Origin of the sequence: Pseudomonas kermanshahensis (assembly GCF_014269205.2) — a bacterium.
Classification (GTDB): Bacteria; Pseudomonadota; Gammaproteobacteria; order Pseudomonadales; family Pseudomonadaceae; genus Aquipseudomonas; species Aquipseudomonas kermanshahensis.
The window spans coordinates 2,086,260-2,110,673 of record NZ_JABWRY020000001.1 but is presented as its reverse complement, the minus strand read 5'-3'; the positions used below and the strand labels follow the sequence as shown (position 1 = coordinate 2,110,673).

22 protein-coding genes and 1 pseudogene are annotated in these 24,414 nt (G+C 63.3%); 9 read left to right on the top strand and 14 right to left on the bottom strand.

The window, feature by feature from the left end; all coding sequences use genetic code 11:
• Positions 1–191: 191 nt before the first annotated feature.
• The gene (locus HU764_RS09845; protein WP_027593643.1) at positions 192–1,943 is read left to right on the top strand and encodes a BCCT family transporter; all 1,752 of its coding nucleotides are present in this window, start codon (positions 192–194) and stop codon (positions 1,941–1,943) included.
• A gap of 51 nt (positions 1,944–1,994) precedes the next feature.
• Here the strand turns inward: HU764_RS09845 and dddP are convergent, their stop codons facing one another.
• From dddP to HU764_RS09820, 5 genes are all read right to left on the bottom strand, one after another.
• A complete protein-coding gene (gene dddP, locus HU764_RS09840) occupies positions 1,995–3,341 on the bottom strand; it encodes a dimethylsulfonioproprionate lyase DddP (RefSeq protein ID WP_186703594.1) in 1,347 nt (448 codons plus the stop codon).
• Positions 3,342–3,401: 60 nt separating this feature from the next.
• A complete protein-coding gene (gene proX / locus HU764_RS09835; protein ID WP_186703595.1) occupies positions 3,402–4,430 on the bottom strand; it encodes a glycine betaine/L-proline ABC transporter substrate-binding protein ProX in 1,029 nt (342 codons plus the stop codon).
• Between the two features lie 56 nt (positions 4,431–4,486).
• Complete coding sequence (gene proW, locus HU764_RS09830; RefSeq protein WP_099429070.1) at positions 4,487–5,440, bottom strand: glycine betaine/L-proline ABC transporter permease ProW; 954 nt, start codon at positions 5,438–5,440, stop codon at positions 4,487–4,489.
• A gap of 19 nt (positions 5,441–5,459) precedes the next feature.
• A complete protein-coding gene (locus HU764_RS09825; protein ID WP_275745068.1) occupies positions 5,460–6,338 on the bottom strand; it encodes a quaternary amine ABC transporter ATP-binding protein in 879 nt (292 codons plus the stop codon).
• Between the two features lie 394 nt (positions 6,339–6,732).
• Positions 6,733–7,212, bottom strand: a complete 480-nt coding sequence (locus HU764_RS09820) for a VOC family protein (protein ID WP_027595395.1) — start codon at positions 7,210–7,212, stop codon at positions 6,733–6,735.
• A 243-nt stretch (positions 7,213–7,455) separates the two neighbouring features.
• Between HU764_RS09820 and HU764_RS09815 the strand changes: the two genes are divergently transcribed.
• Positions 7,456–8,106, top strand: coding sequence for a TIGR04211 family SH3 domain-containing protein (locus HU764_RS09815; RefSeq protein WP_085274352.1), 651 nt, complete (start codon positions 7,456–7,458; stop codon positions 8,104–8,106).
• Positions 8,107–8,159: 53 nt separating this feature from the next.
• On the opposite strand, the gene HU764_RS09810 is transcribed toward HU764_RS09815, so the two are convergent.
• Positions 8,160–9,038 (bottom strand): LysR family transcriptional regulator, encoded by an 879-nt coding sequence (locus HU764_RS09810; protein WP_186703988.1) that lies wholly within the window; start codon positions 9,036–9,038, stop codon positions 8,160–8,162.
• A 103-nt stretch (positions 9,039–9,141) separates the two neighbouring features.
• Between HU764_RS09810 and argC the strand changes: the two genes are divergently transcribed.
• The gene (gene argC / locus HU764_RS09805; protein WP_085274350.1) at positions 9,142–10,083 is read left to right on the top strand and encodes an N-acetyl-gamma-glutamyl-phosphate reductase; all 942 of its coding nucleotides are present in this window, start codon (positions 9,142–9,144) and stop codon (positions 10,081–10,083) included.
• An 80-nt stretch (positions 10,084–10,163) separates the two neighbouring features.
• Positions 10,164–10,850, top strand: a complete 687-nt coding sequence (locus HU764_RS09800; protein ID WP_027595391.1) for a GNAT family N-acetyltransferase — start codon at positions 10,164–10,166, stop codon at positions 10,848–10,850.
• 33 nt (positions 10,851–10,883) lie between these two features.
• On the opposite strand, the gene HU764_RS09795 is transcribed toward HU764_RS09800, so the two are convergent.
• The 5 genes from HU764_RS09795 to HU764_RS09775 are packed head-to-tail and all read right to left on the bottom strand — an operon-like array spanning position 10,884 to position 15,321.
• Positions 10,884–11,639 carry an ABC transporter permease gene (locus HU764_RS09795; protein WP_186703987.1) on the bottom strand — a complete coding sequence of 252 codons (756 nt, stop codon included), beginning with the start codon at positions 11,637–11,639 and terminating at the stop codon, positions 10,884–10,886.
• Entirely contained in the window at positions 11,639–12,844 is a 1,206-nt protein-coding gene (locus HU764_RS09790; RefSeq protein WP_186682620.1) for an ABC transporter substrate-binding protein, read from the bottom strand. The genes HU764_RS09795 and HU764_RS09790 overlap by 1 nt, the downstream gene beginning before the upstream one ends.
• Positions 12,831–13,652, bottom strand: a complete 822-nt coding sequence (locus HU764_RS09785; protein ID WP_186703986.1) for an ABC transporter ATP-binding protein — start codon at positions 13,650–13,652, stop codon at positions 12,831–12,833. Before HU764_RS09785 ends, HU764_RS09790 begins: the two co-directional genes overlap by 14 nt.
• Complete coding sequence (locus tag HU764_RS09780) at positions 13,649–14,713, bottom strand: acyl-CoA dehydrogenase family protein (RefSeq protein WP_186703985.1); 1,065 nt, start codon at positions 14,711–14,713, stop codon at positions 13,649–13,651. The genes HU764_RS09785 and HU764_RS09780 overlap by 4 nt, the downstream gene beginning before the upstream one ends.
• 47 nt (positions 14,714–14,760) lie before the next feature.
• Positions 14,761–15,321 carry a carboxymuconolactone decarboxylase family protein gene (locus HU764_RS09775; protein WP_027595386.1) on the bottom strand — a complete coding sequence of 187 codons (561 nt, stop codon included), beginning with the start codon at positions 15,319–15,321 and terminating at the stop codon, positions 14,761–14,763.
• A 102-nt stretch (positions 15,322–15,423) separates the two neighbouring features.
• Here HU764_RS09775 and HU764_RS09770 point away from each other — a divergent pair, with 102 nt between their 5' ends.
• Positions 15,424–16,332, top strand: a complete 909-nt coding sequence (locus HU764_RS09770) for an AraC family transcriptional regulator (protein ID WP_186682616.1) — start codon at positions 15,424–15,426, stop codon at positions 16,330–16,332.
• Positions 16,333–16,395: 63 nt separating this feature from the next.
• On the opposite strand, the gene HU764_RS09765 is transcribed toward HU764_RS09770, so the two are convergent.
• Positions 16,396–16,935, bottom strand: a complete 540-nt coding sequence (locus HU764_RS09765) for an RrF2 family transcriptional regulator (protein WP_099454460.1) — start codon at positions 16,933–16,935, stop codon at positions 16,396–16,398.
• A gap of 85 nt (positions 16,936–17,020) precedes the next feature.
• Positions 17,021–18,400 carry an NAD(P)-binding domain-containing protein gene (locus HU764_RS09760; RefSeq protein ID WP_186703984.1) on the bottom strand — a complete coding sequence of 460 codons (1,380 nt, stop codon included), beginning with the start codon at positions 18,398–18,400 and terminating at the stop codon, positions 17,021–17,023.
• 584 nt (positions 18,401–18,984) lie between these two features.
• Between HU764_RS09760 and HU764_RS09755 the strand changes: the two genes are divergently transcribed.
• From HU764_RS09755 to HU764_RS28080, 3 genes and pseudogenes are all read left to right on the top strand, one after another.
• Positions 18,985–20,187 carry an NAD(P)/FAD-dependent oxidoreductase gene (locus HU764_RS09755; RefSeq protein WP_186703983.1) on the top strand — a complete coding sequence of 401 codons (1,203 nt, stop codon included), beginning with the start codon at positions 18,985–18,987 and terminating at the stop codon, positions 20,185–20,187.
• Between the two features lie 230 nt (positions 20,188–20,417).
• A pseudogene (locus tag HU764_RS28085) lies at positions 20,418–21,188 on the top strand (MCP four helix bundle domain-containing protein); the annotation flags it as partial.
• Positions 21,180–22,043, top strand: a complete 864-nt coding sequence (locus HU764_RS28080; RefSeq protein WP_371098201.1) for a methyl-accepting chemotaxis protein — start codon at positions 21,180–21,182, stop codon at positions 22,041–22,043. The pseudogene HU764_RS28085 and the gene HU764_RS28080, both read left to right, overlap by 9 nt.
• A gap of 144 nt (positions 22,044–22,187) precedes the next feature.
• Here HU764_RS28080 and HU764_RS09745 read toward each other — a convergent pair whose 3' ends face one another.
• The gene (locus HU764_RS09745) at positions 22,188–23,591 is read right to left on the bottom strand and encodes a purine-cytosine permease family protein (protein WP_186703981.1); all 1,404 of its coding nucleotides are present in this window, start codon (positions 23,589–23,591) and stop codon (positions 22,188–22,190) included.
• 317 nt (positions 23,592–23,908) lie between these two features.
• Between HU764_RS09745 and HU764_RS09740 the strand changes: the two genes are divergently transcribed.
• On the top strand, positions 23,909–24,394 hold the full coding sequence (locus tag HU764_RS09740; RefSeq protein WP_027595379.1) for a flavin reductase family protein: 486 nt from the start codon (positions 23,909–23,911) through the stop codon (positions 24,392–24,394).
• Positions 24,395–24,414: the final 20 nt, after the last annotated feature.

Here is a 24,414-nt window from a genome sequence, read left to right as displayed (position 1 = left end):
GCCCCCGGAACTAAAAGTATTAAACAGGTCGTTCAATGGATGCCCCACGGCGCATTCGGGACAGGAAGCGCTGTGACTCGCACAGGATAATCGGCCCGGCAAGACTCCCCCGCCGAGACCGTCATCGACCCCGGCAGCCCACAACAACAAGCCTGCACGCGCAGGTAAGCCACAAAGGGGCAACACCATTCATGGCAAAGGAACACATTACCGAAACGCTCGACCTTGGCGTGACGGACCCCTCGAAGACTGCAGAAGCGCGCCAGGACCGGCACCTCGAGGGCAAGATCGACTGGATCGTCTTTGGCATCACCAGCATCCTGGCCATCGGCTTCGTCATCTGGGGCTTCATCAGCCAGGCCAGCCTGGCCGCCAGCGCGTCCTCGGCACAATCCTGGGTCATTCTCAACTTTGGCTGGTTTTTCGTACTTACTTCGACCGTGTTCGTCATCTTCGTGCTGTGGCTGGCCGCCAGCCGCTACGGCAGAATTCCGCTAGGGCGTGATGGCGAAGCGCCAGAGTTCCGCACGGTTTCCTGGGTGGCCATGATGTTCAGCGCCGGTATGGGCATCGGCCTGATGTTCTTCGGCGTTGCCGAACCCTTGTCGCATTACGTGTCACCGCCTCCCGGGTCGACCACCGGGCAATCGAGCGAAGCCATGCAGGTGGCCATGGCCACCACCCTGTTCCACTGGACCCTGCACCCCTGGGCCATGTATGCCATCGTTGGCCTGGTGATCGCTTACGGCACCTTCCGACGCGGCCGCTCGCAGCTGATTTCCACCGCCTTCCGGCCCCTGATCGGTAAACACGCCAACGGCCCAATTGGCCGTGTGATCGACATGATGGCGATTTTCGCCACCTTGTTCGGCTCTGCCGCCTCGCTCGGCCTTGGCGCCCTGCAGATCGCCGGTGGCCTGGAGTACAACGGTTGGATCGAGAGCCCCGGCAAGCTGTTCTACATCTCGATCATCACCCTGCTGACCATCGCCTTCGTCACCTCTGCGGTCTCTGGCATCGGCAAAGGCATCCAGTGGCTGTCCAACACCAACATGGTGCTGGCGCTGGTGCTGGCAGTGTTTGTGTTCCTGGTTGGCCCGACGCTGTTGATGCTCAACCTGCTGCCCACCTCCATCGGCATCTACATCAAGATGCTGCCAGAGATGATGGCCCGCACCAACGCCAGCGGCGGTGAGCAGATGGACAGCTGGCTGGCCGGCTGGACGGTGTTCTACTGGGCCTGGTGGATCTCCTGGACGCCTTTCGTCGGCATGTTCATTGCCCGCATCAGCCGCGGCCGCACCATCCGCCAATTCGTCACCGGCGTGCTGCTGGTACCGAGCCTGGTCAGCCTGGTGTGGTTCACCATCTTCGGCGGTGCCGCCATCGACGCCCTGCGCGAAGGCAGCTTCGCACTGGTCAATGGCGCCGTGAACAGCAACCATGCCCTTTATCAGTTGCTGGACAGCTACCCGCTGGCCTCGGTGACCTCGGTGCTGGTGATGATCCTGGTGGGTATCTTCTTCGTCTCCGGTGCCGATGCCGCGTCTCTGGTCATGGGTACCCTGTCGGAGCACGGCACCACCACGCCATCACGGCGCACCGTGATCTTCTGGGGGGCGCTGACCGGCACGGTGGCGGCGATCATGCTGGCGATCGGCGACCCACGCGACCCCGGCGAAGCGCTTACCGGGCTGCAGAACCTGACCATCGTGGTGGCGCTACCCTTTGTCGTAGTGATGGTGCTGCTGTGCCTGGCGCTGTACCGCGACCTGCGCAAGGACCCGATGATGCTGCGCCACTTGCGTGGCACTGAGCTGATCGAAAAGGCCGTGCTGTATGGCGCGGTGAAACACGGCGAGGAGTTCTACATCGTGGTGCAGGAGAAGAAGTCCGCGAGCAAGCAGGCACAACCCCTGGCCGACGCCGAGCTGAACGGATAACCCCTACGCTGCAACGACCCGGGACCGCCAAGCGGGCCCGGGCCGCTTCAGTCACTCGGCGAGAAAACTGCCTTCGAATGGGTAATGGGTCAGCACTTCATACCCCGTCTCCGTCACCAACAGCTGGTTCTCCAGTTTTATCCCGTCCCGCCCTCCTACCTCCCCCACATAGGCCTCTACGCACAGCGCCATGCCAGGCTGCAGTTCCCCTTCGTAACCGTAGGCGTCGAAGTCTTCCGGGTAACGAATGCAGGGGTACTCGTCGCACAGCCCCACGCCATGGAACATCACCCCATAACGCTGGGCACGGCAGCTTTCCGGCAGACGATGCCCGTTAGCGGTGAGCTCGGAGAAACGCACGCCAGGCTTGACCATGTCGGCGTTGACATGGATGTGCTCATGGGCGATTCGATACAGGCGTTTTTGCTCGGCCGTCGGTTCAAGCCCGCCACACATCCAGCTGCGCGACATGTCGACGCAAAAGCCGTACACGCCGATCAGGTCGGTGTCGAACGACAGCAGGTCGCCGTCGCTCAGCACCCGTGGGCCGGACTCCTGATACCACGGGTTGGTACGCGGGCCGGAGCTGAGGATGCGGGTTTCGATCCACTCGCCGCCACGGCGGATATTACCGCTGTGCAACGCCGCCCAGACGTCGTTCTCGGTTACCCCGACGCGCATGGCCTGGCGCATTTCAGCGATGGCAGCTTCACAGGAAGCCACCGCGCAGCGCATGGCGCGGATTTCATCGGGGCCCTTGATCAAACGCGCGAACTCGGTCACCGCCTGGCCGTCGTGCACCTGCACGCCCAAGGCGTCCAGGGCTCGCAGGCCGGCAACCTCGATGCGGTCCACGGCCAAGCGGCGGTTGTCGCCGGCATGGGTTCGCAGCAGTTCGTCGACCTGGGCACAAAAACGCCGGGCATGTTCGTCGGTACGCTCGCCCGTTTCGAAGTAGAAGAACGACGCGCCACTGCGCAGCTCACGCACCAACGGCAGGTGTGCCGAGAGGTGGTCGCAGCCATGAAAATCCCACAGCACCACATGCCCACTGGCAGCGACGAAACAGGCACGGGCGGGGTTGTGGGTGGTCCACAGCTGCATGTTGGTGCTGTCAGTGGCGTAGCGGATGTTCAACGGGTCGAATAGCAGAATGCCGCCGAGGTCACGGGCCACGAGTTGCTCGCAGATGCGTTGCAGGCGGTACTCACGCATCGTCGCCAACTGCGGCACCTGCAGGCCGAGCGCGGCCCACTCGGCGAACGCCAAAGGGGTCGGGCCGATTTCACTGCGGTCGTTGTCATCGACCGAGCCGTCGGCCCTGAGCGCGGCAGCACGCTGGCGCGACGGGTCGATACGGCGTGACTGGGCGGGGATCGAGAACGGCGAAGTCATCATGGTGCGAGGGCTTCCTTGATCGTAGTGTTGGAAGAATCACCCACCTGCAAGGTGGCGCCGCTAGTTGCTGGCTTGCACCGCTGTCGCTCGCGCGGCCTGCAGCCATTGATCAAACTGCTGACGATGCGCTGCAATCCACGCCTGGGCGTGGCGCTGAATGTCGCTCAGGTTCTTCTCGCCGTTCTGCATCTTGAGGTTCTGCGCGCTCTCGTCCGCCGCGCTGATCTGCACCAGCGACAGAAACTTCAGTGCCGCCGGGTTCTTGTCGGCGAACGCTCGGTTGAGTACCGCTTCGACCTTGTCCACCGCAAAGCCCAGGTTCTTGCCCTCGAACGTGGTATCGACGCTGTTGCCGCCGCCCGGCAAATCGGTGTTGGGCACTTGCAGCCACACCACGTCGCGCCCCTCCACCATCACCCCGGCCACCCACTGGGGTACCCAGGTGTAATAGAGCACCGGTTTGCCTTCCTTGAAGCGGGTGATGGTGTCGGCCATCAAGGCGAAATACGACCCTTGGTTGACGTGCACAGTCTTGTCCAGGTCATAGGCTTTCATGTGGTGGGCGATGACCAGTTCGCAGCCCCAGCCGGGGTTGCAACCGGTCAGATCGGCCTTGCCATCGCCGTCGGTGTCGAACAGCTTGGCCAGCTCGGGCTTCTTCAGGTCGGTGATGTACTTGATGTTGTATTGATCGGCGGTTTTCTTGTCGATCAGGTAGCCCTGCAACACGCCAGGCATGATATCGCCGGCCTTGACCATGTTCTGGTCGCCGCCGGCCTTCTCGTAGAAGCTGGCGTGCAGCTTGTCCCACAGGTTGACGCTGAAGTCGGCGTCGCCGTAACCGACTGCCAGAATCATCGTGGCGTATTCGGTTTCCTTGGGTTTCTGCACGTTGTAGCCCAATTCGCGCAGGCCCTGCATGGCGATTTCGCCGCGGAAGCGTTCTTCATCCACCGAAGGGAACGACGGGGTTATCTTCACCCCCTCCCCTGGCTTGTCGGTGGAGGCGCTGGCGCCCAGGCACGTCACGGAAAGCGCGATGGCACAAGCGCACTGAAGCAAACGACGGGTGAACGGGGACTTGTACATCTTCGCGTACCTTTTCGGGTTGATGTCGAGGGTTGCGGCAGATAGAACGCGGTGTTTCAGGCGGCCTTGCGCTGCCCTTGTGGTTGCGCCGCGCCACACAGGCGCAGCACCAGGCCCACCGGGCCGGTGTGGTACCAGCGCAGGCTCGGGTCGGCATTGGTGCGCGCGCCCATGGCTTGGGTCAGGCGGTCGAGGAAGATCGCCAACAGCACCAGCCCCATGCCACCGACGGTGGCCAGGCCCATGTCCAGCCGGCCGATGCCGCGCAGCACCATCTGGCCCAGGCCGCCGACCGAGATCATCGAGGCGATCACCACCATTGACAGCGACAGCATCAGGGTTTGGTTGAGCCCGGCCATGATGGTCGAGGTGGCCAGCGGCAGCTGCACGCGGGTCAGCATCTGGCGCGGCGTGCAGCCAAAGGCGCGGGCCGCTTCGATCTTGTCTTCCGGCACCTGGCGGATGCCCAGGTTGGTCAGGCGCACCAGCGGCGGCAGGGCAAACACGATGGTCACCAGCACGCCCGGCACGTTGCCGATGCCGAACAGCATCACCACCGGCACCAGGTAGACGAACGCCGGCAGCGTCTGCATCGCATCGAGCACGGGGCGGATAATGCTTTCCAGGCGGTTGCTGCGGGCGCAGACGATGCCCAGCGGGATGCCGATCACCGCGCAGAAAAACACCGAAGTGAGCACCAGCGCCAAGGTGGTCATCGACTCCGACCACACGCCGATCAGCCCCAGCAGGGTCAGGGTGACGAAGCACAGCAGCGCCATGCGCTTGCCCGCCAGCTGCCAGCCGAGCAAGGACGACAGCAGGATGCCGATGGTGGGAGGGATGCTCTGCAGGGTGAACTCGATGCCGTTGAGCACCTGGTCGATCGGCCAGCGGATGGCGCGAAACACCTCACGGAAGTTGTGCACGAGGAAGTTGAGGGTAGCGGTGACCCAGTCGCCCAGGGGGATGGTGGCCGCCTGGAACGGGTCGAGCAGGCTGAATTCGGACATGGGGCAAACCTCGCGGGGGTCAGTGGCGGCTCAGGGACTGCAACGGCGTGCTGTTGGCCAGGCTGGAACACTGGCAGCGGCTGTTGAAGGTCTTGAAGAACGCGCGCACGTAATCGTTGGCCGGCTGGTTGATCAGCTGCTGCGGGGTGCCGATTTGCACCACCCGGCCGCCCTCCATGATCGCGATGCGATGGCCGATGCGGATGGCTTCCTCGATGTCGTGGGAAATGAAGATGATGGTGCGCTGCTGCTCGGCCTGCAGGCGCATCAGCTCGCCCTGCATCTCGTTGCGGATCAGCGGGTCAAGGGCCGAGAAGGCTTCGTCCATCAACAGGATGGTCGGGTCGTTGGCCAGCGCCCGTGCCAGGCCCACGCGCTGCTGCATGCCGCCGGACAGCTGGTGCGGGTAGCTGTGCTCGTGGCCGGCCAGGCCGACCTGGCTCAGCGCCTCGCGGGCACGGCGGTGGCGTTCGGTTTCAGCAACGCCGGCGATTTCCAGGCCGAAGGCGGTGTTCTGCAGCACGCTCATGTGCGGCATCAGGGCGAAGGACTGGAACACCATGCCCATTTCCTTGCGGCGCACATCGAGCAGGGCTTTATCGGACAGCCCGGTGATTTCGCGGCCGTTGAGGTGAATGCTGCCGGCGGTGGGTTCGATCAGGCGGTTGAACAGCCGCACCATGGTCGACTTGCCCGAGCCCGACAGGCCCATGATGACGAAGATCTCGCCACGTTTGACGGAAAAGCTTGCATCGAAGACGCCGACGACGTGGCCGGTCTTGCTGAAGATTTCGTTCTTGTCGGCGCCCTTGCGGAGCATCTCCATGGCCATGTTCGGGTTGGGGCCGAACACTTTGAAGATGTTGTTTACCGAAAGAATCTCATCGGCATGGCTCATACGACCCTCTTTCTTTTTGTTATGACCAATAAATGATCGGCATCCTTTCCATGGGCGGAAACAGCTGCAGACGTGCGATTGGCAGGGTGCTCAAAAAGCAGTGAGCGAATCAGAACTGTGATGATCTTATGGTTGAGCCAGCGGTGCGTGGCACGCTGGTAAAGCCTCGGGGTAGCGGGCTTTTGTGAAGGACTGGCTGAACTGTAGCCCTGGCGATCGGCATGGAATAGAACGGAAGCGTCAATTTATGGTATGCCGGGGCCCAGGGCTTGCCACGGCATAGGGACTGTAGGAGCAGCCTTGTGCTGCGAAGGCGCCGGTGCACACACCCACGGTTCAGGATGGGGTCACGGGCCTCTTCGCAGCACAAGGCTGCTCCTACCGGGTAAGTGGGTCACCCCTTCAATGCTGCCTCAATCTTGGCGACATCGATCTTGCCCATTTCCATCATGGCCTCGAACGCCCGCTTGGCAGCAGCCCGGTCGGGATTGGCAATGGCCTCGATCAGGATGCGTGGGCAGATTTGCCAAGACACCCCCCACTTGTCCTTGCACCAGCCACAGACGCTGGCCTCGCCGCCATGGCTGACGATGGCATCCCACAACCGGTCAGTCTCGGCCTGGTCTTCGGTGCTGACCTGAAACGAGAACGCCTCGCTATGGCTAAAGGCCTTGCCCCCATTGAGCCCCACGCAAGGGATACCCATGACGATGAACTCGACGGTAATCACATCGCCTTGCTTGCCCGACGGGTAGTCGCTAGGGGCTTGGTGCACCGCCACTACCCGGCTGTCGGGGAAGGTGCGGGCGTAGAAGTTGGCCGCCTCTTCGGCGTCATGGTCGTACCACAGGCAGATCGTGTTTTTGGCAGTCATGGCAGGGCTCCATGAATGAGAGTGGGCCTTTGAGTCTAGTTCACGGCCTTGCCGTCGGCGCCGCTGCGTGGCCCGGCATACGCCTTGAGGACGGCCGGTCTTTGCAACATTCTGCAGACATTTCCGACGTTAGGTAGTGAACCTGCTTACATAAAAAAGGTCTTTCGCTGACGGTCAACTCACCGACCGGTTCACCGGCCCAGTCAGCGGGCCTACTTTTGTCCTGTTCCAGCGAAGACCAACATGCCCGAATCCCGCCCCACATTCTCCGCCCTCCCAGCCCTGCGCGGCGGCCTGATCGCAGCCCTGGTGGCCCTCGCCGCCCCGGTGCATGCCGAGGAGCCTGCCAGCGATGCGCGCTGGGTCAGCGACAGCCTGAGCACCTACGTGCGCAGCGGCCCGACCGATGGCCACCGGATTGTCGGCACCCTCAAGTCCGGCCAGAAACTGACGCTGGTCACCACCCAAGGCAACTACAGCCAGGTGCGTGGGCAGAATGGCGACCTGGTGTGGATCCTCAGCAGCGACCTGCAGGCGGTGCCAGGCCAGGGCGAACGCCTGCCGCAGCTCGATGCCCAGGTCGCCGACCTGTCGGGGCAGCTCAAGAGCATCGATGACAGCTGGAAAAACCGCGTGCAGGGCATGCAAGAGACACTGGACTCGCGCAAGCACCTGATCGACGAGCTGGAAGCGCGCAACAAAGCGCTGAACGAACAGCTCGACCAGAGCCAGTCGACCTTGCGCGATACCCAGGCCCGCCTGGGGGATGAGAACAAACAGGTGATGATGCGCTATATGGTGTACGGCGGCAGTATTGCAGGCGCGGGCCTGCTGATGGGGTTGATCTTGCCGGCGCTGACGCGTGGGCGGAAGAAGAATGACCGCTGGTTCTGATTTGGGGTGCTTAAGGGGCTTGAGGCGGGCGCCAGGAGGCATGCACCCGCCCCCTACAACAGCCGCTCCAAAGCCTCGAGCACATGCGCTGTGGCACGTTCAGCCTGCCCTTCACGGCAGGCGATGCCCAGTTGCCGCCACAACCCCGGACGCAACGGTCGCCGGGCAATCCGCCGGTCCAGCTCGGGCGCCTCGCCCTCCTGCGGCAGCAATGTCGCGCCGTAGCCGGCCCCCACCAGGCTTTTGATCGCATCGTTGTAGTTCAGCTCGATGCGCGGCTCGGGGAACAACCCCGCCGCAGCGAACCATTCCCCCGTCACCCGCGACAACTGCGTGCTGCTGTCATTGAGAATCAACGCCCGCTGCGCCAACCATGCCGGAGTCACCTTGGCCGGCGGCTGCCAGTCGACCGGCACATAGGCCAAGATCGGATCGCGTCGCCACGGGGTGATCTTGAGCCCTTTGCCTGCCACTTGCGGCAAGGCCACCAGGCCAATGTCCAAGGCCCCCTCGCGCAACCGCGCCAGCGACGCCTGGGAGGTCAGCACCTGCACCTGCACATCGATCCCCGGGTGCACTTCGCGCAGGTACTCGAGCGCTTTGGGCAACAGGTGGGCAATGGCGCCAGTCGAAGCCCCCAGGCGGACCCGGCCAGTCAGCCCCTCGACCTGACGGCGCACCTCGTCCAGCGCCAGGTCGGCATCGGCCAGCAAGCGACGGGCTCGGGCCAGCAGCGTCTCGCCGATGGCCGTAGGCCGTACCTGCCCACGGTTGCGGGTGAGCAACGGCGCGCCGACCCGTGCCTCCAGCTCGGCCACATGCAGGCTGATGGTGGGAGGGGCCAGGTTGAGCCGGCGAGCGGCCTCGGCAAACGAGCCGAGGTCGGTGATTTCGACCAGCGTGCGGAGGCGGTCGAGGCTGATTTCGCGCATGACTAGCTTCAGAAATAATGAACATCAGCATCATGATATTCAAATTTCCTTTAGTCCAGCCGCAGGCGAGCATAGGCCACCCTCCCCTGACCGGACCTCGACCATGCATACCCCTGTTGTCTTTATCGACGGTGACCAAGGCACCACTGGCCTGCAGATTCACGCCCGCCTGCACGGGCGCAATGATGTGCGCCTGCTGACCCTGCCCGAGGCCGAGCGTAAAGACCCGCAGCGCCGCGCCGAAGCCATCAACAGCGCCGACATCGCTGTGCTCTGCCTGCCCGATGACGCCGCCCGCGAGGCCGTCGCGGCAATCCACAACCCGCACGTTCGGGTCATCGACGCCAGCTCCGCCCACCGCACCAGCCCCGGCTGGGTCTATGGCCTGCCGGAACTGGACGCGCAGCAAGCCGAGCGCATCGCCCACAGCACACGCGTCAGCAACCCCGGCTGCTACCCCACCGGCGCGATTGCCCTGCTGCGCCCGCTGATCACCGCCGGGTTGCTGCCAGCGGATTACCCGCTGAGCATTCACGCCATCTCGGGGTACTCCGGCGGCGGCCGCGCCGCGGTCGAACGCCATGAGCAGCCGAGTGCCGAGAACACTCCAACCCTGCAGCTGTATGGCCTGGAACTGGCACACAAGCATGTACCGGAAATCCAGCAACACGCCGGGCTGTCGGCACGGCCGGTGTTCATGCCTGGTTACGGCGCCTATCGCCAGGGCATCGTGCTCAGCATCCCGCTGCAGTTGCGCCTGCTGCCCGGCCAGGTCAGCGCCGAACACCTGCAGGCCTGCTTGGAACAGCACTACCAAGGGGCTCGCTATGTTCAGGTGATGCCCCTGCACCAGCAAGGCCCCGCAGCGCCACTCGACCCCGAAGCATTGAACGACAGCAACGACCTGCGCCTGGCGCTGTACGCCAACCCGGCGCATGGCCAGGTGCTGCTGACCGCTGTATTCGATAACCTGGGCAAAGGCGCGTCCGGGGCGGCGGTACAAAACCTCGACCTGATGCTCGCCGCGCTACAGGCGCAAGGCTGATTGGGCAAAACCGGTTAAACTGTACGTCCCGCGTCAGCATGGCGCGGGTTGTATTCCCAGCCGCCGGAGCCCGCCCCCCGATGTTCATCCTGAGCCGCCTTGACAGCGTGCCGCCCGAGTCTTTCCAGAACCAGATCCGTGAGCTGGTGATCCATCACGTCGGCGAATTGAGCAGCGTCGCCATTCTTGCCGACAACCCGCTGTATCCGCTGTACCAGTACGGCGTCGGCATGGAAGTGCACCAGTACTTGCAGGCCATGGACGGTAAACGCGGCCTGTCGGTGACGCTGACCCTGGCGCTGGACGCCGATGCCCCCGACCAACTGCTCGGTTTCGCCCTGGCGTTGCCGGCCGATGATGATGCGCAAACCTGCGCACTGGCATTTCTTGCCGTGCGCGCCAGCCATCGCCGCCAAGGTATCGCCCGCGCACTGTTAGGTGACCTGCAGGCGCAGCATGCCTATGTCGAGCTGAACACCTTTGCCGGCCAGGTGCCGTGGTTCGAAGCGATGGGCATGCAGGTGGTGGCAGCCAACGGGCCGCAGGTGCTGATGAGCAGCACCGGGCACGCCAGCGAGGCGCTGATTGGCCGGCTGGATATCGGGCCGATCTACCAGACCACCGAGGTGCATCAGATCCACACCTACCTGCTCAACCAGCAAGGCGAGGATGCGATGATCGAGGCCGAACAGCTGCGCGACGAGCGCTTGGACCAGTTGGCCATTCAAGCGCAGGAATGTGTCCGCCAGCGCAAGACCGTGCACTGATGCTGTGGGGCCGCACGGCGGCCCCAGCTCTTTTCAGCCATGCACCCAACGCCGATGCAACCCACGCGCCAGGGCATCGAGCATGAACCCCAGCACCCCGATCAGCAGCACCATCGCCATCAGCTCCGAATACGCCAGCCGGTCACGGGTGTCGAGGATGAAATACCCCAACCCCGCACTTACCCCCAGCATCTCGCAGGGCACCAGCACGATCCAAAGGATGCCGATGGCCAGGCGCACACCCGTCAGCACATGGCCGATCACCCCTGGCACGATGACCTTGCACAAGGTCTCCCAGCGCGTAGCACTCAAACTGCGGCTCAGTTGCAACCAACGCGGGTCGAGCTGACGCACACCTGCCGCAGTGTTGAGCAAAATCGGCCACAGCGCGGCAAATGCCAGCAGGAAATAGATCGGCTGGTCACCCACCCCCATCAGCATCACCACCACCGGCATCCACGACAGCGGCGAGATCATCCGCAAGAACTGGAAGGCCGGCGTGGTCGCCGCCTCCAGGTGCCGATAGCTGCCCACCAGCAAGCCGAGGGGGACACCGATCAACAAGGCCAGCAACAGCCCGATCAGGATACGTTTGAGGCTGACCCACACGTGGCCGTAGACCTCGCCCTGCCCCAGCAGCTCGGCCAGGCTGGCCAGAGTCGCCGCCGGCGAAAAACGCGCCGACAGGCCATCGGCCTCGCCAAACCATGCCACGCCGGCCCACCACGCCAGCAGCAACCCCAGCAGCCCGGCCAAGCCTAGGCTGGTATGAACGACATGCTTGCGCATCAGACCGCGAACTCCTCGCTACGCTCGAAGTTGTCGGCAATGCCGAACACCGACGGCCCGCCAACGGCGGTAATGGCGTTGCGCACGAAACGGTCGTCGACCAGGTCGCGGGCAGTGTGCGCTGGGTCCAGGCCGGCCAAAAAGCCACTGTCGCCTTCGATCAGGGTGTGCTGCAGGCGCTTGATCAGTGCTTCGGTGTAGCTGGGGAACGGGTATGGCTGGAAGTCGATACGTTTTTCGTCCCACTGCTGATGCTGGATCGCGCCACTGGCGATATAGCCTGCGCGGTCTTCGGCGGCTGGCGCCAGGACTTTGCTCAACACCGCCACTTCGTGCGGGGTGTACTTGTTGGGGCCGGCCTTGGACAGCAGCGCGGCGGCTTCGGCGCGGTGCTCGCGCGTCCACTGCTGGGCTTTGACGATGGCGTTGACCACCTTCTGCGACCACTCCGGGCGGGTGTTGAGGTCGTGCTCGTGCATGAACACCACGCAGCAGGCGTGGTTGCGCCACACATCGCCGGTAAAGCGCTGCACGCGGCCCACCTTGAGGTTCTCGGCCAGGGCGTTGAACGGTTCGGCGACGATGTAGCCAGCGATACGCTTGCTGGCCAGCGCCGGCGGCATGTCGGACGGTGGCAGCACCAGCAGGTTGACCTCGTTGGCCGCCAGCTGCGCACTGGCGGGTTTCGACACCGGGGTCAGGCCGCTGTCATTGAGCATCTGCTGCAGCACCACGTTATGGATCGAATACCAGAATGGGATGGCCACGGTCTTGCCGCCCAACTGCTTCATGTCGGTAATGTCGGGCGCCACGGTCAGCCCCGAGCCCCCCACATGGTTCCAGGCCACGACCTTGGCCGGTACCTTGCTGGCGTAACGTGCCCAGACGGTCATCGGCGACAGCAAATGGATGACGTTGACCTGGCCGGAAATGAACGCTTCGATCACCTGCGCCCAACTGCGCAGCAGCACTGGGCGCTCGGCTTTGATGCCTTCGGCCTCGAACAGGCCATTGTTGTGCGCTACCAGCAAGGGGGTGGCGTCGGTGATCGGCAGGTAGCCGATGCGCACCGGCGCGTCCGGCTCGGCAGCCGCACGGGCCTGCAGGCTCGACAGCAGCGGCAACGCACCGGCGGCAGTAAGCATGGCGCCAAGCTTGAGGAAGTCGCGACGCGAAGAAGCGGAACAGCAGTCATCCATGCACATGGACAGCCTCCGAGGGCAAGGGGGTTGAGGAAGGTGGGTCTGTGCGGCTTGCCCGCCGAAGGGTTTTGACAATCTCGATACGCAACGCACCCAGTTCCTCGACCCGCTGTGCGCGCGGTTGCGGCAGGTCGATGCGCCACTGGCCGAGCACTTGCGCTGGGTGGTTGCCCAGTAGCAGGACCCGATCGGACAGCAGCAGGGCTTCGTCGATATCGTGGGTGATCAGCACCGCAGCGGTATTGTGGGTGGCGATCAGTTGCAGCAGCAGTTGCTGCATGTCGGCGCGGGTCACTTCGTCGAGGGCACCAAACGGCTCGTCGAGCAACAGCACTTCAGGCTGACGCGCCAGGCAGCGCGCCAACGCCGTGCGTTGGGCCATGCCACCGGACAGCTGCGCCGGGTACTGGTTACGGGCATGGTCCAAGCCCACGGCGGCAATGGCATGGTCGATGCGCGCACGCCGTTCGGTGGCGGCCAACTTGGGTTGGCGAGCGAAATCCAGGCCGAAGGCGACGTTCTTTTCCAGGCTCAGCCAAGGCAACAGGCTGGGGTCCTGGAAGGCCACCGCCAGGCGCGGGTGCGGCCCTTGCAACGGCTCTCCGTGCAACATCACGCTGCCGCCACGCGGTGCCTGCAGGCCCGCCAGCACCCGCAACAGGCTGGACTTGCCAACCCCGCTGGGGCCCAGGATGGACACCACTTCGCCCGGTGCCAACTGCAGATCGAACCGCGCCAGCACCTCGTGCCAGCTACCCTCGCGGGGGTAGCCGAGGCTGATAGCTCGGGCTTGCAGCACGACTTCGCTCATGCCGTGCCCGCCTGGCGTTGCAGTTCGGCGTGCAGCTGCACCAGGCTTGGCGTGACGATGGGCACGAACGCCGATTCGCGCCAACGGCGCGCGAAACCTTGGCCGTACTCGCTGAGGTACGCTTTGCCACCACTGGCCTGCAGCTCGAGCTGCACCGCGTCGGCAGCACTTTCGGCAAGGATGATGCGCAGTTTGAACAACGCCGCTGGCTGCTGCAGGAAGCGCCCGTCGAGCAGGCCCTGCTTCAGTTCACTCACGGTGTTTTCCAGGCGTTCCTTGAGCACCTGGCGGGCCTCTTCGAGGAACGAACCACGGCCTTGCAGGTGCGCCGCCACTTCATCCAACGCGCGCCGGGCCAGGCCGATGGCCATGCCGCATTGCAGCGCGAGGAAGGCCGGGCGTACCTTGGGCAGGAACTCACGGGCGTTTTCATGCAGCAGCCACTCGCGGCCCAGCTCGACCTGATGGAACGCCAGCGCGGCGGTATTGCTCGATTGCAGCCCCATTAGTTGCAAGTCGTCCGAGCGCTCCAGCCCTTGCACCTCTGACGGAATGGCCAACACGAAGGGCGCGCGCTCGGCATCGCACTCGATGGCCGCGGCCACCACAAAACCGCTCTTGCGCAGATTGGTCACCCAATGCAAGCGGCCCTCCAGGTTCCACCCCTCGCTGCTGGGGCGCCCACGCACCTGCAGGCTCTCGATGCCCGAGAGAAACTTCATGGCGTTGGACAACCCGGTGGCGCCTGCCAGCTCGCCTGTCAGCAACCTCGGCAGCAGGCGTTCGCGCAGTGACTGATTAGGGCTTTGCAGCAGGTATTCAATGAAGGCGCGCTGGCCCCAGCAGACGAACGCCGCCGCCAACGAACGGCTGGCAATGGCGGCGATGGCTTCGACCGCATCGGTCACCTGCCCGCCCGTGCCGCCCTGGGCCGGATCGACGCCGATGCGCAGCACCTGCGCTTCAGCGATCTGCGCCAGCACCAGGTGCGGCTCGCACGTGCCCTGGTCAATGGCCTCGGCGTTGGCATCCAGCCATTGCCGAAATGCACAATCTTGCATGTCTGTACTCCTTTGAAAACGCCGGCGGGGCCGGCACCCCACGCGGATTACGCAGAAGGCTGCCAGCGGTACTTGCTCAGCTCGTCGTTGAGCGGCGTCTGGGCGAAAACATTAGCAAAGTTGCACAGGGTTGCGAGGCTCACGCCCAGAATCACTTCCAAGGCGTTGCCTTCGCTGAAGCCGGCCTCACGAAATGCCTGGTAGGTGGCCTCGCTGACGTTGCCACGGGTGGCGATGACTTCGCGAGCGAACGCGGCCAGGGTCTCGTAACGGGCATCGGGCAGTTCACCCCGCGCACGCAGCGCATCGACCACTGCCTCCGGCAGCTTGGCCTTGTTCAACGCGACTGCGGTGTGGCCGGCGACACAAAAGTCGCAGCCATGCTGGGTGGCAGCAATCAACTGCACTACCTCACGCTCGGCCAGGGTCAGCTCGGACTTGCCGTTAAGCGCCGACACGGTCACGTAGGTTTCCAGCGCTGCCGGAGCGTTGGCCAGCACGCCGAGCAGGTTGGGGATGAAGCCGGAATTTTTCTGGGCATTTTCAAGGAATGGACGGGCCGCTTCCGGGGCGCTCTGCAGAGTGTGTAAAGTAATGCGCGAGGACATGGAGGGGTCTCCTGTGGTGGGTGTCCTTACAGTCTGTTGGTTATAAGAACTACCCTCCATATTCATCAGTCGCCTTTCCTTGCTCCTGAGTCTTTGCATTAGATGATTTCGTCCAGCCACCTTGTCGATTGGTTATTAGAAGGCCTGGAGCTCGACGCCAGCCTGTTTCATGTCGGCCGCTATTGCGGCGGCTGGCATGCCAGCACGCAAGGCATGGGCCGCGCCAGTTTCCACCTGGTCGTGCAGGGCCATTGCTGGCTGCACCTCGATGGCCAGGCCGAGGCAGTGCGGCTGGAAGCTGGGGATGCGGTTTTTTTGCTGCGTGACCTGGCGTATCGGCTGTCTAGTGACCAGAACCCCGTCAGCGCCTGCACCCAGCCGCGCCAGGCGATGCAGGCTCTGGATGCCACTGCCGGCGATGGCGTGGGGCTGGTGTGCGGGTTCTTTCACTTTCGCCCGGGGCTGTCGTCATTGATCGTGGAAGGCCTGGCCGACTGGATTCTGCTGCGCGCCAACGAGCCCGCCGGGCATGCGGCGCGGGCGCTGTTCGGGCTGATCCTGGAAGAATGCGAACGCCTACCGCCGTCGCAGACCTTGCTGGAGCGGTTGACGCATTTGTTGTTCCTGTACGTACTGCGCCAGCAAGTGCATGCCGGGCAGCCCCTCGGCGGGCTGGTGGCGCTGGCCCGGCAGCCGGCGTTTGCCGCGTTGCTGGTGCAACTGATCGAACAGCCTGGGCAAGCCTGGACGCTGGAAAACATGGCGGCGTGCACGGGGCTGTCGCGGTCAGCGTTTTTCAAGCGTTTCAACGAACTGGCCGGGCAGTCACCGGGGCAGGTGCTGCTGGCGTTGCGCATGCGCCATGCGTCCCAGCTGTTGCAAGCGGGCAACACCGTGGAGCAGGTGGGCGCGCAGGTGGGGTATCAGTCGGTGGCGGCGTTTACCCGGGCGTTTGCCAAGGCCGTTGGGGTGCAGCCGGGGGCGTATCGCAGGCAGCATGAGGGGCGTTGATTTGTGTTTGCCGGGTCGGGCCTCTTCGCGGGCAAGCCCGCGAAGAGGCCTGGGCAGGTTGACTTAGACCTGACTCACCGGGATATCACCGCCACCCTTGCCATCCCGCCGCTCCCCCATCCATTCATTGACCTGCTGCCCGAACGCGGCAGGCGCCTTGCGCCCCACGCGCCGCGCCAGATCTAGGATGGTCTGCTGCGCCAGCGCCTCTTCCATGCGCTTTTGCGCGCCCAGCATCACCGCATGAATGGCACAGGTGCCTTCGGTCGCCCAACCCGGTGGTGAGCCGTCAAACAGCGTGCAACGCTCGCGAATCTCACGGCAATCGAAGAGCTTCTTCGGCCCGTCGATAGCCGTGACGATATCCAGCACGGTGATCTCATCCGACGGCCGCGCCAGGCGAAAACCGCCGCGCACCCCTTCAGTGGCAACCACCAAGCCGGCGCGAGCCAGCTTGGTGAACACCTTGGCCAGGTATTCCTGCGGCACGCCTTGCAGCGCCGCAAGGTCGCGCACGCTGGACTCGCGCGTGTCTCCGCGCTCATCCACCAGGTACAGCAGGCAATGGATGCCATATTCGACGCCAGCACTGTACAGCGACATATCAATCTCCGACCAACTTTGTCGCAATAATACGCCGATAGCGCCAGCGCCGAAAGCATTCCCTCGTTTGACGCGATAGAAAACCCTACCCGCGCAGTACCTTCACCTCACCTTGCTTGCCGTCCGTTTCCCGCAAGTACTCCTGCAGCGAGTCGTCCATCGCCTGCATCCAGCGGGTATGGTGGGGCACCGCTTGGGTACCGGTGATCACCGAGCGGTACGACTTGTCGCGGTAGCCCATGATGTCGTGCTTCTTGTCGGTCTTCCATTGCAGGAAGATGCGGTTCACCGCCTCGATATCGAAGCTTGGGTAATCCGTCTGCTCGATCAGGTGCCTGATGTATCGGCCTTGGAATTCGTACATCGAGGCCGTGGTATCCAGGCCCAGCTCATCCTCGCGCCAGCGCTCGCTGTCGGCATGCATGGCGGCCTTGGTCGGCAACGTGATGCGCCCCAGCATGTAGTCGCGTGCAAACCATGCCTGTGCGTCGAACAGGTTGAAGCTGTACCAGAGGTCCTGCATGCCCAGGTAAATCAGTTGCGGGTTTTGCTCCCACACCACGCCTTGGTACAGCCCCGCGGGCCACAGGCGGTTGTTGGTCTTGAGGGTGAGTTCCTCCGGCAGGAACGGGAAGTGATGCTGGTAACCAGTGCACAGGATGATCGCATCGACGCGCTTGTTCGACCCGTCGGCGAAGTACGCCAGGTCGTTCTCGACCCGGACCAGTTGCGGGCGTTCTTCCCAGCCCTTGGGCCACTTGTAGCCCATCGGTTGCGTGCGGTAGGCCGTGGTGATCGAGCGTGCACCGTACTTGTAGCACTGCGAGCCGATGTCCTCGGCCGAATAGCTGCTGCCGACAATGAGCAGGTCCTGGCCGTTGAACTCCATCGCTTCGCGAAAATCGTGAGCGTGCAGGATACGCCCGGTGAAGCGCTCGAAGCCTTCGAACTCCGGCACGTGTGGGGTGGAAAAGTGCCCACTGGCCACCACCACATAATCGAACACCTGCTCGACACCAAGCCCTGCGCTGTAGTCGTGGGCGCTAACGGTGAACTCGCGGGTGGTTTCATCGAAGCTGACGTGCTTGACCACGGTATTGAAGCGGATGTAATCGCGCACCCCGGCCTTCTTCACGCGGCCCTGAATATAGTCCCACAGCACTTCACGCGGCGGGTACGAGGAGATCGGCCGGCCAAAGTGTTCATCGAAGCTGTAGTCGGCGAACTCCAGGCATTCCTTGGGGCCGTTTGACCACAGGTAACGGTACATGCTGCCGTGCACGGGTTCGCCATGCTGGTCGAGGCCGGTACGCCAGGTGTAGTTCCACATACCGCCCCAGTCAGCTTGCTTCTCGAAGCACACGATTTCAGGCATGGGGGCGCCCTGAGCATGGGCGGATTGGAACGCACGCAATTGTGCAAGGCCGGACGGGCCGGCGCCGATGATAGCGACACGAAGAGTCATAGTGATTCCTGAACAGTTGAACGCTGAAAAAATGCAAAGGCTCCCCAACCCCAAACGGCAAGAGGCCGGGGGTGGTGAAATTCAGGCGTTACGGTGCAGGTGGAGGGACGGGGCGTTTGCGCATCTGGCTAAGCAGGATGTTGACGGGCGGGATCGACAACACGTGGTACAGGCTCGAAAGCGGGGAGCGTGTCATGGGGGTGGGCCCGTATCCATTAGCGCAGGGTGCGTAATGGGGGCCTGAGGGGCGCAAGATACGTGTGATCTCGTACATGGGGGCTGAAATGGCCTCTTTTCTTTATGGTTTCTTTTTTATCTATAACGGATGGGGGTGGGGATATCAAGGATGGCGACCCTCCCCCCTGCCCCGAACGACCGCTCGTCGCCAGCAAAACCTTCGTTTCACCGTCAAAAACCCATCGAAACATGGCCTTCCCAGGTGTTGACCGGCGGGTTGCGCCCCTACCTGGGACGGAAAAAAACTTGCAGGCACAAACTACGACCAATAAAGTCGTAGTTATTCGAGCGCACTTGCTGTGTCATCGAAGCCCTTTTTCCCTACATGACCGTTGCGGAGCACCTGCATGAAATCCAACATCCTGATCATCGGTGCCGGCTTTGCCGGTGTCTGGAGCGCGCTGAGCGCTGCTCGCCTGCTGGACCAGGCACAACGTGAAGACGTGCGTATCAGCGTACTCGCCCCTCAACCCGAGCTGCGCATTCGCCCACGCTTCTACGAAGCGGATGTGCATAGCATGAAGGCGCCGTTGGGCGAGCTGTTCGAGGCCGTGGGCGTGCACTTCATCCCTGGCAACGCCGACAGCATCGACGCCGACGGGCGCAGCGTGAGCTACACCGATGCCCAAGGGCAGCCCCAGCAGATCCACTACGATCGCCTGATCCTCGCTGCAGGCAGCCAGGTGGCGCGCCCGGCTGTACCAGGCCTTGCCGAACACAGCTTCGATGTCGACCAGATGGAGTCGGCCGTGCGCCTGGAACAGCACCTGCTGGGGCTGGCCGCCCTGCCCGCCTCCCCGGCGCGTAACACGGTCGTGGTCTGTGGTGGCGGGTTCACCGGCATCGAGACGGCAACCGAAATGCCCGCACGCTTGCGCACCCTGCTCGGTGACGGCAGCGCGGTGCGTGTGCTGGTGGTCGACCGTGGCGCCCGTGTCGGCGCGGCGTTGGGCGCGGGCATCACCCCCTCGATCGAGGCCGCCTCTGCACAGGCGGGTGTCGAATGGCTGACCGGTACCTCGGTGGTGGCTGTCGATGCCGGCGGCGTCACCCTGGACAACGGCGAGTACATCGCCAGCAGCACGGTGATCTGGACCGCAGGCGTCAAGGCCAGCCTCTTGACTGCACAGGTCGCCGGCGAGCGTGACGGCGCAGGCCGCCTGCGGGTCGACGACCACCTGAAAGTGGTTGGCCAGGCGCACATCTATGCCACCGGCGACACCGCCTGGGCCGCTGTCGACGAGCTGGGCAACCACGCCCTGATGACCTGCCAGCACGCCATCCCCATGGGCCGTCACTGCGGCAACAATGCCGCTGCCGACCTGCTGGGCATCGACCCGGTCATCTACCGCCAGCCCAAATACGTCACCTGCCTAGACCTCGGCGACTGGGGCGCGGCCTACAGTGAGGGCTGGGTGCGTGAGCTGAAGTTGCACGGCCAGGAAGGCAAGGCACTCAAGCGCCAGATCAACTCGGTGTGGATCTACCCACCCGCCGCTGACCGGGCACTGGCGCTGGCCGCTGCCGACCCGCTGATCCCGATCGTCTAGCACCTGAAAGCGAACAAATCCGTCAAAAAACGACGGATTTGTCCGCACATGTCGTTACATTGAATGACTGGTCAATAATGATGTCCATATGCCATCATTTAAATAAAACATTTCCGAGGGTGAGGCACACACACTAAATCCGCAGCGCATCGAGAGCTGGCACCACCCCCGGTGACCCGGCCTTCCGTCCATGCTCTTGACGCCTGCACGCCACCGTCAAGGAGCATTCCATGCAGTTACGGAATATGAAGATCGGCATTCGCGCAGCCAGCGTATTCGCCCTGTTGGGCGCACTCGTGCTGGGCATGGGCCTGATCGCCCTCTACGAGACCCGGCAAATGGACACGGCCACGGACGAGATCCGTGTCACCTGGTTGCCCGCCGTGGTCGCACTCAGTGAAATCAGCAGCAACCTCGGCCGGGCCCGCGCTTTGACGCTGCGCACGGCGCTGGATGACGATGACAGCGAGCGCGCACGCAACCTCGACCTGCTCAAAGGCATCAACGTGCAGCTCAAGGACGGCCTACAGGACTACGACAGCACCATCATCGCCGCCGACGACCGCGCCCTGTTCAATGCCTTCAGCACTGCCCACCAACAGTACGTCGACCTGCAGGCGCAGGTGCTCGACGACATCGCCGCCGGGCACATTGACCAGGCCAGGCAGAAGATCAACGGCCCGCTCACCCTGCACGCCGACAGCATGATGAAAGCCATGGCGGCACTGATCGCCTACAACAGCAAAGGTGCTGAAGTGGCCTCGCAACGTAGCAGCGATGTCGCAGACCAAGCGTTGACCGCCATCATCGGCTCACTGCTGGTGATCATGCTCGCGCTGGCAGCCATCGCCACGGTGCTGACCCGCAGCATCGTCGTGCCCCTGGCCGACGCGGTGGCCGTGGCCGAACGCGTGGCCACCGGCGACCTGACCCGCGAAATTCGCGTGATCGGCCGCGACGAACCGGCGCAACTGCTGCGCGCCTTGAGCCGTATGCAAGACAGCCTGCGCGACACCCTGCGCAAGATTGCCGCATCGTCCGACCAGCTGGCCTCGGCCTCGGAAGAGCTGCACACCGTCACGGAGGACACCAGCCGCGGCCTGCACCAGCAAAGTGCGGAGATCGACCAGGCCGCTACTGCTGTCAACCAGATGACAGCCGCCGTGGAAGAAGTGGCGAACAACGCGGTGAGTACCGCAGACGCGTCCAAAGGCGCCGACCGCACCACCCGCGACGGTCGCGACCAGGTCAACCAGGCCTTGGCGTCGATCCAGCACCTGGTCGACGACGTCACCGGTACCTCGGCCGAGATCGAACTGCTGGCCAACAATGCCAACGAGATCAGCCGCGTGCTCGATGTGATCGGCGCGATCGCCGGGCAGACCAACCTGTTGGCGCTCAATGCCGCCATCGAGGCAGCACGGGCCGGTGAGGCAGGCCGTGGCTTTGCGGTAGTCGCCGACGAGGTGCGCGCACTGGCCCACCGGACTCAGCAGTCCACGGCAGAAATCGAACAGATGATCGTGGGTATCCAGACCGGCACCGAGCGCGCGGTAAGCGCCATGCACAGCAGCCAAGGGCGTGCCACGGGCACACTGGAAGTGGCCCAGTCTGCAGGCCAGGCACTTGAGGTGATTGCCGAAGCGATTGCCTCGATCAACCAGCGCAACCTGGTGATCGCCAGTGCGTCGGAGGAACAGGCGCAGGTGGCGCGGGAGGTAGACCGTAACCTGGTGAATATTCGCGACCTGGCGATGCAGACGTCGGCGGGTGCGAATCAGACCAGTGCGGCGGCGCAGGACCTGTCGCGGTTGGCGGTGGACCTGAATGGGATGGTTGCCCAGTTCAAGGTTTGACTCAAGATAGCTGGGGCTGCTTTGCAGCCCATCGCGGGCAAGCCCGCTCCTACAGGTAGGACGCCAGCCTTGAGGTCAGCTCACAGCTCTGTGGGAGCGGGCTTGCCCCGCGAAGGGGCCGCACAGCGGCCCCAGTTTTGATCATCAGTCGTTCACGCTGACAGCCCGCGCACTGTTAACACTCTGCCCGCGCGTCGCCAGGCAGTAATACAGCGGCACCGTCACCAGCAACCCGATCAGCCAGGACAAATCAGCCCCTTCGACGATGTTCGAATACGGCCCCACATACAGCGCCGTATTGGCAAACGGCAGCTGCACCACGATCCCGCACGCATAGGCAATGATCGCGTGGTGGTTGAAGCGCCCATAAATGCCGCCGTCGGCACTGAAGATCGACGCGATGTCGTACTGGCCCTTCTTGATCAGGTAGAAGTCGATCAGGTTGATCGACACCCACGGCACCAACACCAGCAACAGCGCCAGGATCAAGCCGATGAACTGGCCAATGAAGCCCGCCGACGCATTCAGCGCCACCAGGCCGCAGCCCACCAGAATCACCGAGGCCAGGATCACCCGCACCTTGATGCTCGGCGTCCACTTGGCAAAGAAGGTCTGGATGGCCGTGACGATCGACAACACCGCGCCATACAGGTTGAGCGCGTTGTGGCTGATGATGTTGAGCAGGAACAACACCATCAGGATCGGGCCGAGCCAGCCGGTGGCTTGCTTGACGGCGTCCATCGCGTCCGTGCCTTCCGGTACGCACAACACCGCCACCGCACCAAAGCTGAAGCACAGGATGGTGCCCAGCGTGGCACCGAAATAGGTGGCCCAGAACGGCTTGGCAATTCCGACTTCTTTAGGCAGGTAGCGTGAGTAGTCGGAGGTGTACGGCGAGAAGCTGATCTGCCAGATGGTGCCCAGCGACACCGTGGCGATGAAGCCCGACAAATTGAACGCACCGCGGCTGAAGAAGTCGGCCGGCAACTCCTGGATGAACATCATGATGAACCCGGCCAGCAGCGCCGACCCCATCACCCAGGTACCGATACGGTTGAGGATATGGATGAAGCGGTAGCCGATCACGCCAATGGCCGTCGCGCTGAGGGCGCCGATGACGATGGCACCAGGCATCGGCACGCTCGGGGCGATACCGTGGATGGTCTTGCCCGCCAGCACGATGTTGGAAATGAAGAAGCCCACATAGATCAGCGCCGTGAAGAACACGATCAGCAGGGCGCCATAACGGCCGAACTGGCCGCGGCTCTGGACCATCTGCGGAATGCCCAGCTGCGGTCCCTGCGCAGAGGCCAGGGCGATGACCACGCCCCCGAGCAGGTGGCCCAGCACGATAGCGACAAGCCCCCACACCAGGTTCAGGTGGAACACCTGCACCACCATCGCACCGGTGACGATGGGCAGCGGCGCAATGTTGGTGCTGAACCAGAGGGTGAACAGGTCGCGCGCCTTCCCATGGCGCTCGGCAGGTGGAACGTAATCGACCGTGTGATTCTCGACAAACTGGTGTTGCGATGACGGTTGGGACATGGTTTTCAGCTCGAAGGGTCGTTTTTATCTTTGTAAGGAAACCGCGTCTAGGCGGCCTCTCAGCTGCGGACCATATTATGGTATTCCAAACTTTTGACAACACTGATTCGGCTTAAAAAACCCTAACTGATCCGGTTCAGCACCTGTAGCTGGGGCATTGAAATTCCGCCAAGCCCCCTATCCATGCGGCTTTGCGCCATTCATCGTGATTTTGCTGCGGCGGAAAATTCCGCTTGCAAATCGAGTATTACGGTATACCATCAGACACATCAACGATAAAAACCGCGGACCACCGCAGCCCTTCTGAGGTACATGAGATGATCGACGCAACCGTCTACAAGAACGTCCTGGGCTCTTTCCCGTCCGGCGTTACCGTCATCACCACCCTGGACGACGACGGCTCGATCGTCGGCCTTACCGCCAGCGCCTTCTCCTCCCTGTCGATGGACCCGCCGCTGGTGCTGTTCTGCCCCAACTACAGCTCCGACTCCTACCCTGTGCTGATCAAGCAGAAGCGCTTCGCCATTCACCTGCTTTCTGGTGAACAGCAAGCCGAAGCCTATGCGTTCGCCAAAAAAGGCAAAGACAAAGCCACCGGCATCGAGTGGTCCCTGAGTGCGCTGGGCAACCCGCTGCTGGCCAATGCCACCGCCATCATCGAATGCGAACTGTGGCGTGAATATGAAGGTGGCGACCACGCCATCATGGTCGGCAAGGTGCACAACCTGATCGTCCCCGAGCAAGCCCCGCAGCCGATGATCTACTGCCGCGGCAAGATGGCCAGCCTGCCCGCCTTCGCCTGAAGCACCTAGCCTTATTACTG

Excerpts from the sequence above, each read along its gene's own strand:
- HU764_RS09845 (WP_027593643.1), top strand. The coding sequence starts at position 192 with ATGGCAAAGGAACACATTACCGAAACGCTCGACCTTGGCGTGACGGAC.
- dddP (WP_186703594.1), bottom strand. The coding sequence starts at position 3,341 with ATGATGACTTCGCCGTTCTCGATCCCCGCCCAGTCACGCCGTATCGAC.
- proX (WP_186703595.1), bottom strand. The coding sequence starts at position 4,430 with ATGTACAAGTCCCCGTTCACCCGTCGTTTGCTTCAGTGCGCTTGTGCC.
- proW (WP_099429070.1), bottom strand. The coding sequence starts at position 5,440 with ATGTCCGAATTCAGCCTGCTCGACCCGTTCCAGGCGGCCACCATCCCC.
- HU764_RS09825 (WP_275745068.1), bottom strand. The coding sequence starts at position 6,338 with ATGAGCCATGCCGATGAGATTCTTTCGGTAAACAACATCTTCAAAGTG.
- HU764_RS09820 (WP_027595395.1), bottom strand. The coding sequence starts at position 7,212 with ATGACTGCCAAAAACACGATCTGCCTGTGGTACGACCATGACGCCGAA.
- HU764_RS09815 (WP_085274352.1), top strand. The coding sequence starts at position 7,456 with ATGCCCGAATCCCGCCCCACATTCTCCGCCCTCCCAGCCCTGCGCGGC.
- HU764_RS09810 (WP_186703988.1), bottom strand. The coding sequence starts at position 9,038 with ATGCGCGAAATCAGCCTCGACCGCCTCCGCACGCTGGTCGAAATCACC.
- argC (WP_085274350.1), top strand. The coding sequence starts at position 9,142 with ATGCATACCCCTGTTGTCTTTATCGACGGTGACCAAGGCACCACTGGC.
- HU764_RS09800 (WP_027595391.1), top strand. The coding sequence starts at position 10,164 with ATGTTCATCCTGAGCCGCCTTGACAGCGTGCCGCCCGAGTCTTTCCAG.
- HU764_RS09795 (WP_186703987.1), bottom strand. The coding sequence starts at position 11,639 with ATGCGCAAGCATGTCGTTCATACCAGCCTAGGCTTGGCCGGGCTGCTG.
- HU764_RS09790 (WP_186682620.1), bottom strand. The coding sequence starts at position 12,844 with ATGTGCATGGATGACTGCTGTTCCGCTTCTTCGCGTCGCGACTTCCTC.
- HU764_RS09785 (WP_186703986.1), bottom strand. The coding sequence starts at position 13,652 with ATGAGCGAAGTCGTGCTGCAAGCCCGAGCTATCAGCCTCGGCTACCCC.
- HU764_RS09780 (WP_186703985.1), bottom strand. The coding sequence starts at position 14,713 with ATGCAAGATTGTGCATTTCGGCAATGGCTGGATGCCAACGCCGAGGCC.
- HU764_RS09775 (WP_027595386.1), bottom strand. The coding sequence starts at position 15,321 with ATGTCCTCGCGCATTACTTTACACACTCTGCAGAGCGCCCCGGAAGCG.
- HU764_RS09770 (WP_186682616.1), top strand. The coding sequence starts at position 15,424 with ATGATTTCGTCCAGCCACCTTGTCGATTGGTTATTAGAAGGCCTGGAG.
- HU764_RS09765 (WP_099454460.1), bottom strand. The coding sequence starts at position 16,935 with ATGTCGCTGTACAGTGCTGGCGTCGAATATGGCATCCATTGCCTGCTG.
- HU764_RS09760 (WP_186703984.1), bottom strand. The coding sequence starts at position 18,400 with ATGACTCTTCGTGTCGCTATCATCGGCGCCGGCCCGTCCGGCCTTGCA.
- HU764_RS09755 (WP_186703983.1), top strand. The coding sequence starts at position 18,985 with ATGAAATCCAACATCCTGATCATCGGTGCCGGCTTTGCCGGTGTCTGG.
- HU764_RS28080 (WP_371098201.1), top strand. The coding sequence starts at position 21,180 with ATGCAAGACAGCCTGCGCGACACCCTGCGCAAGATTGCCGCATCGTCC.
- HU764_RS09745 (WP_186703981.1), bottom strand. The coding sequence starts at position 23,591 with ATGTCCCAACCGTCATCGCAACACCAGTTTGTCGAGAATCACACGGTC.
- HU764_RS09740 (WP_027595379.1), top strand. The coding sequence starts at position 23,909 with ATGATCGACGCAACCGTCTACAAGAACGTCCTGGGCTCTTTCCCGTCC.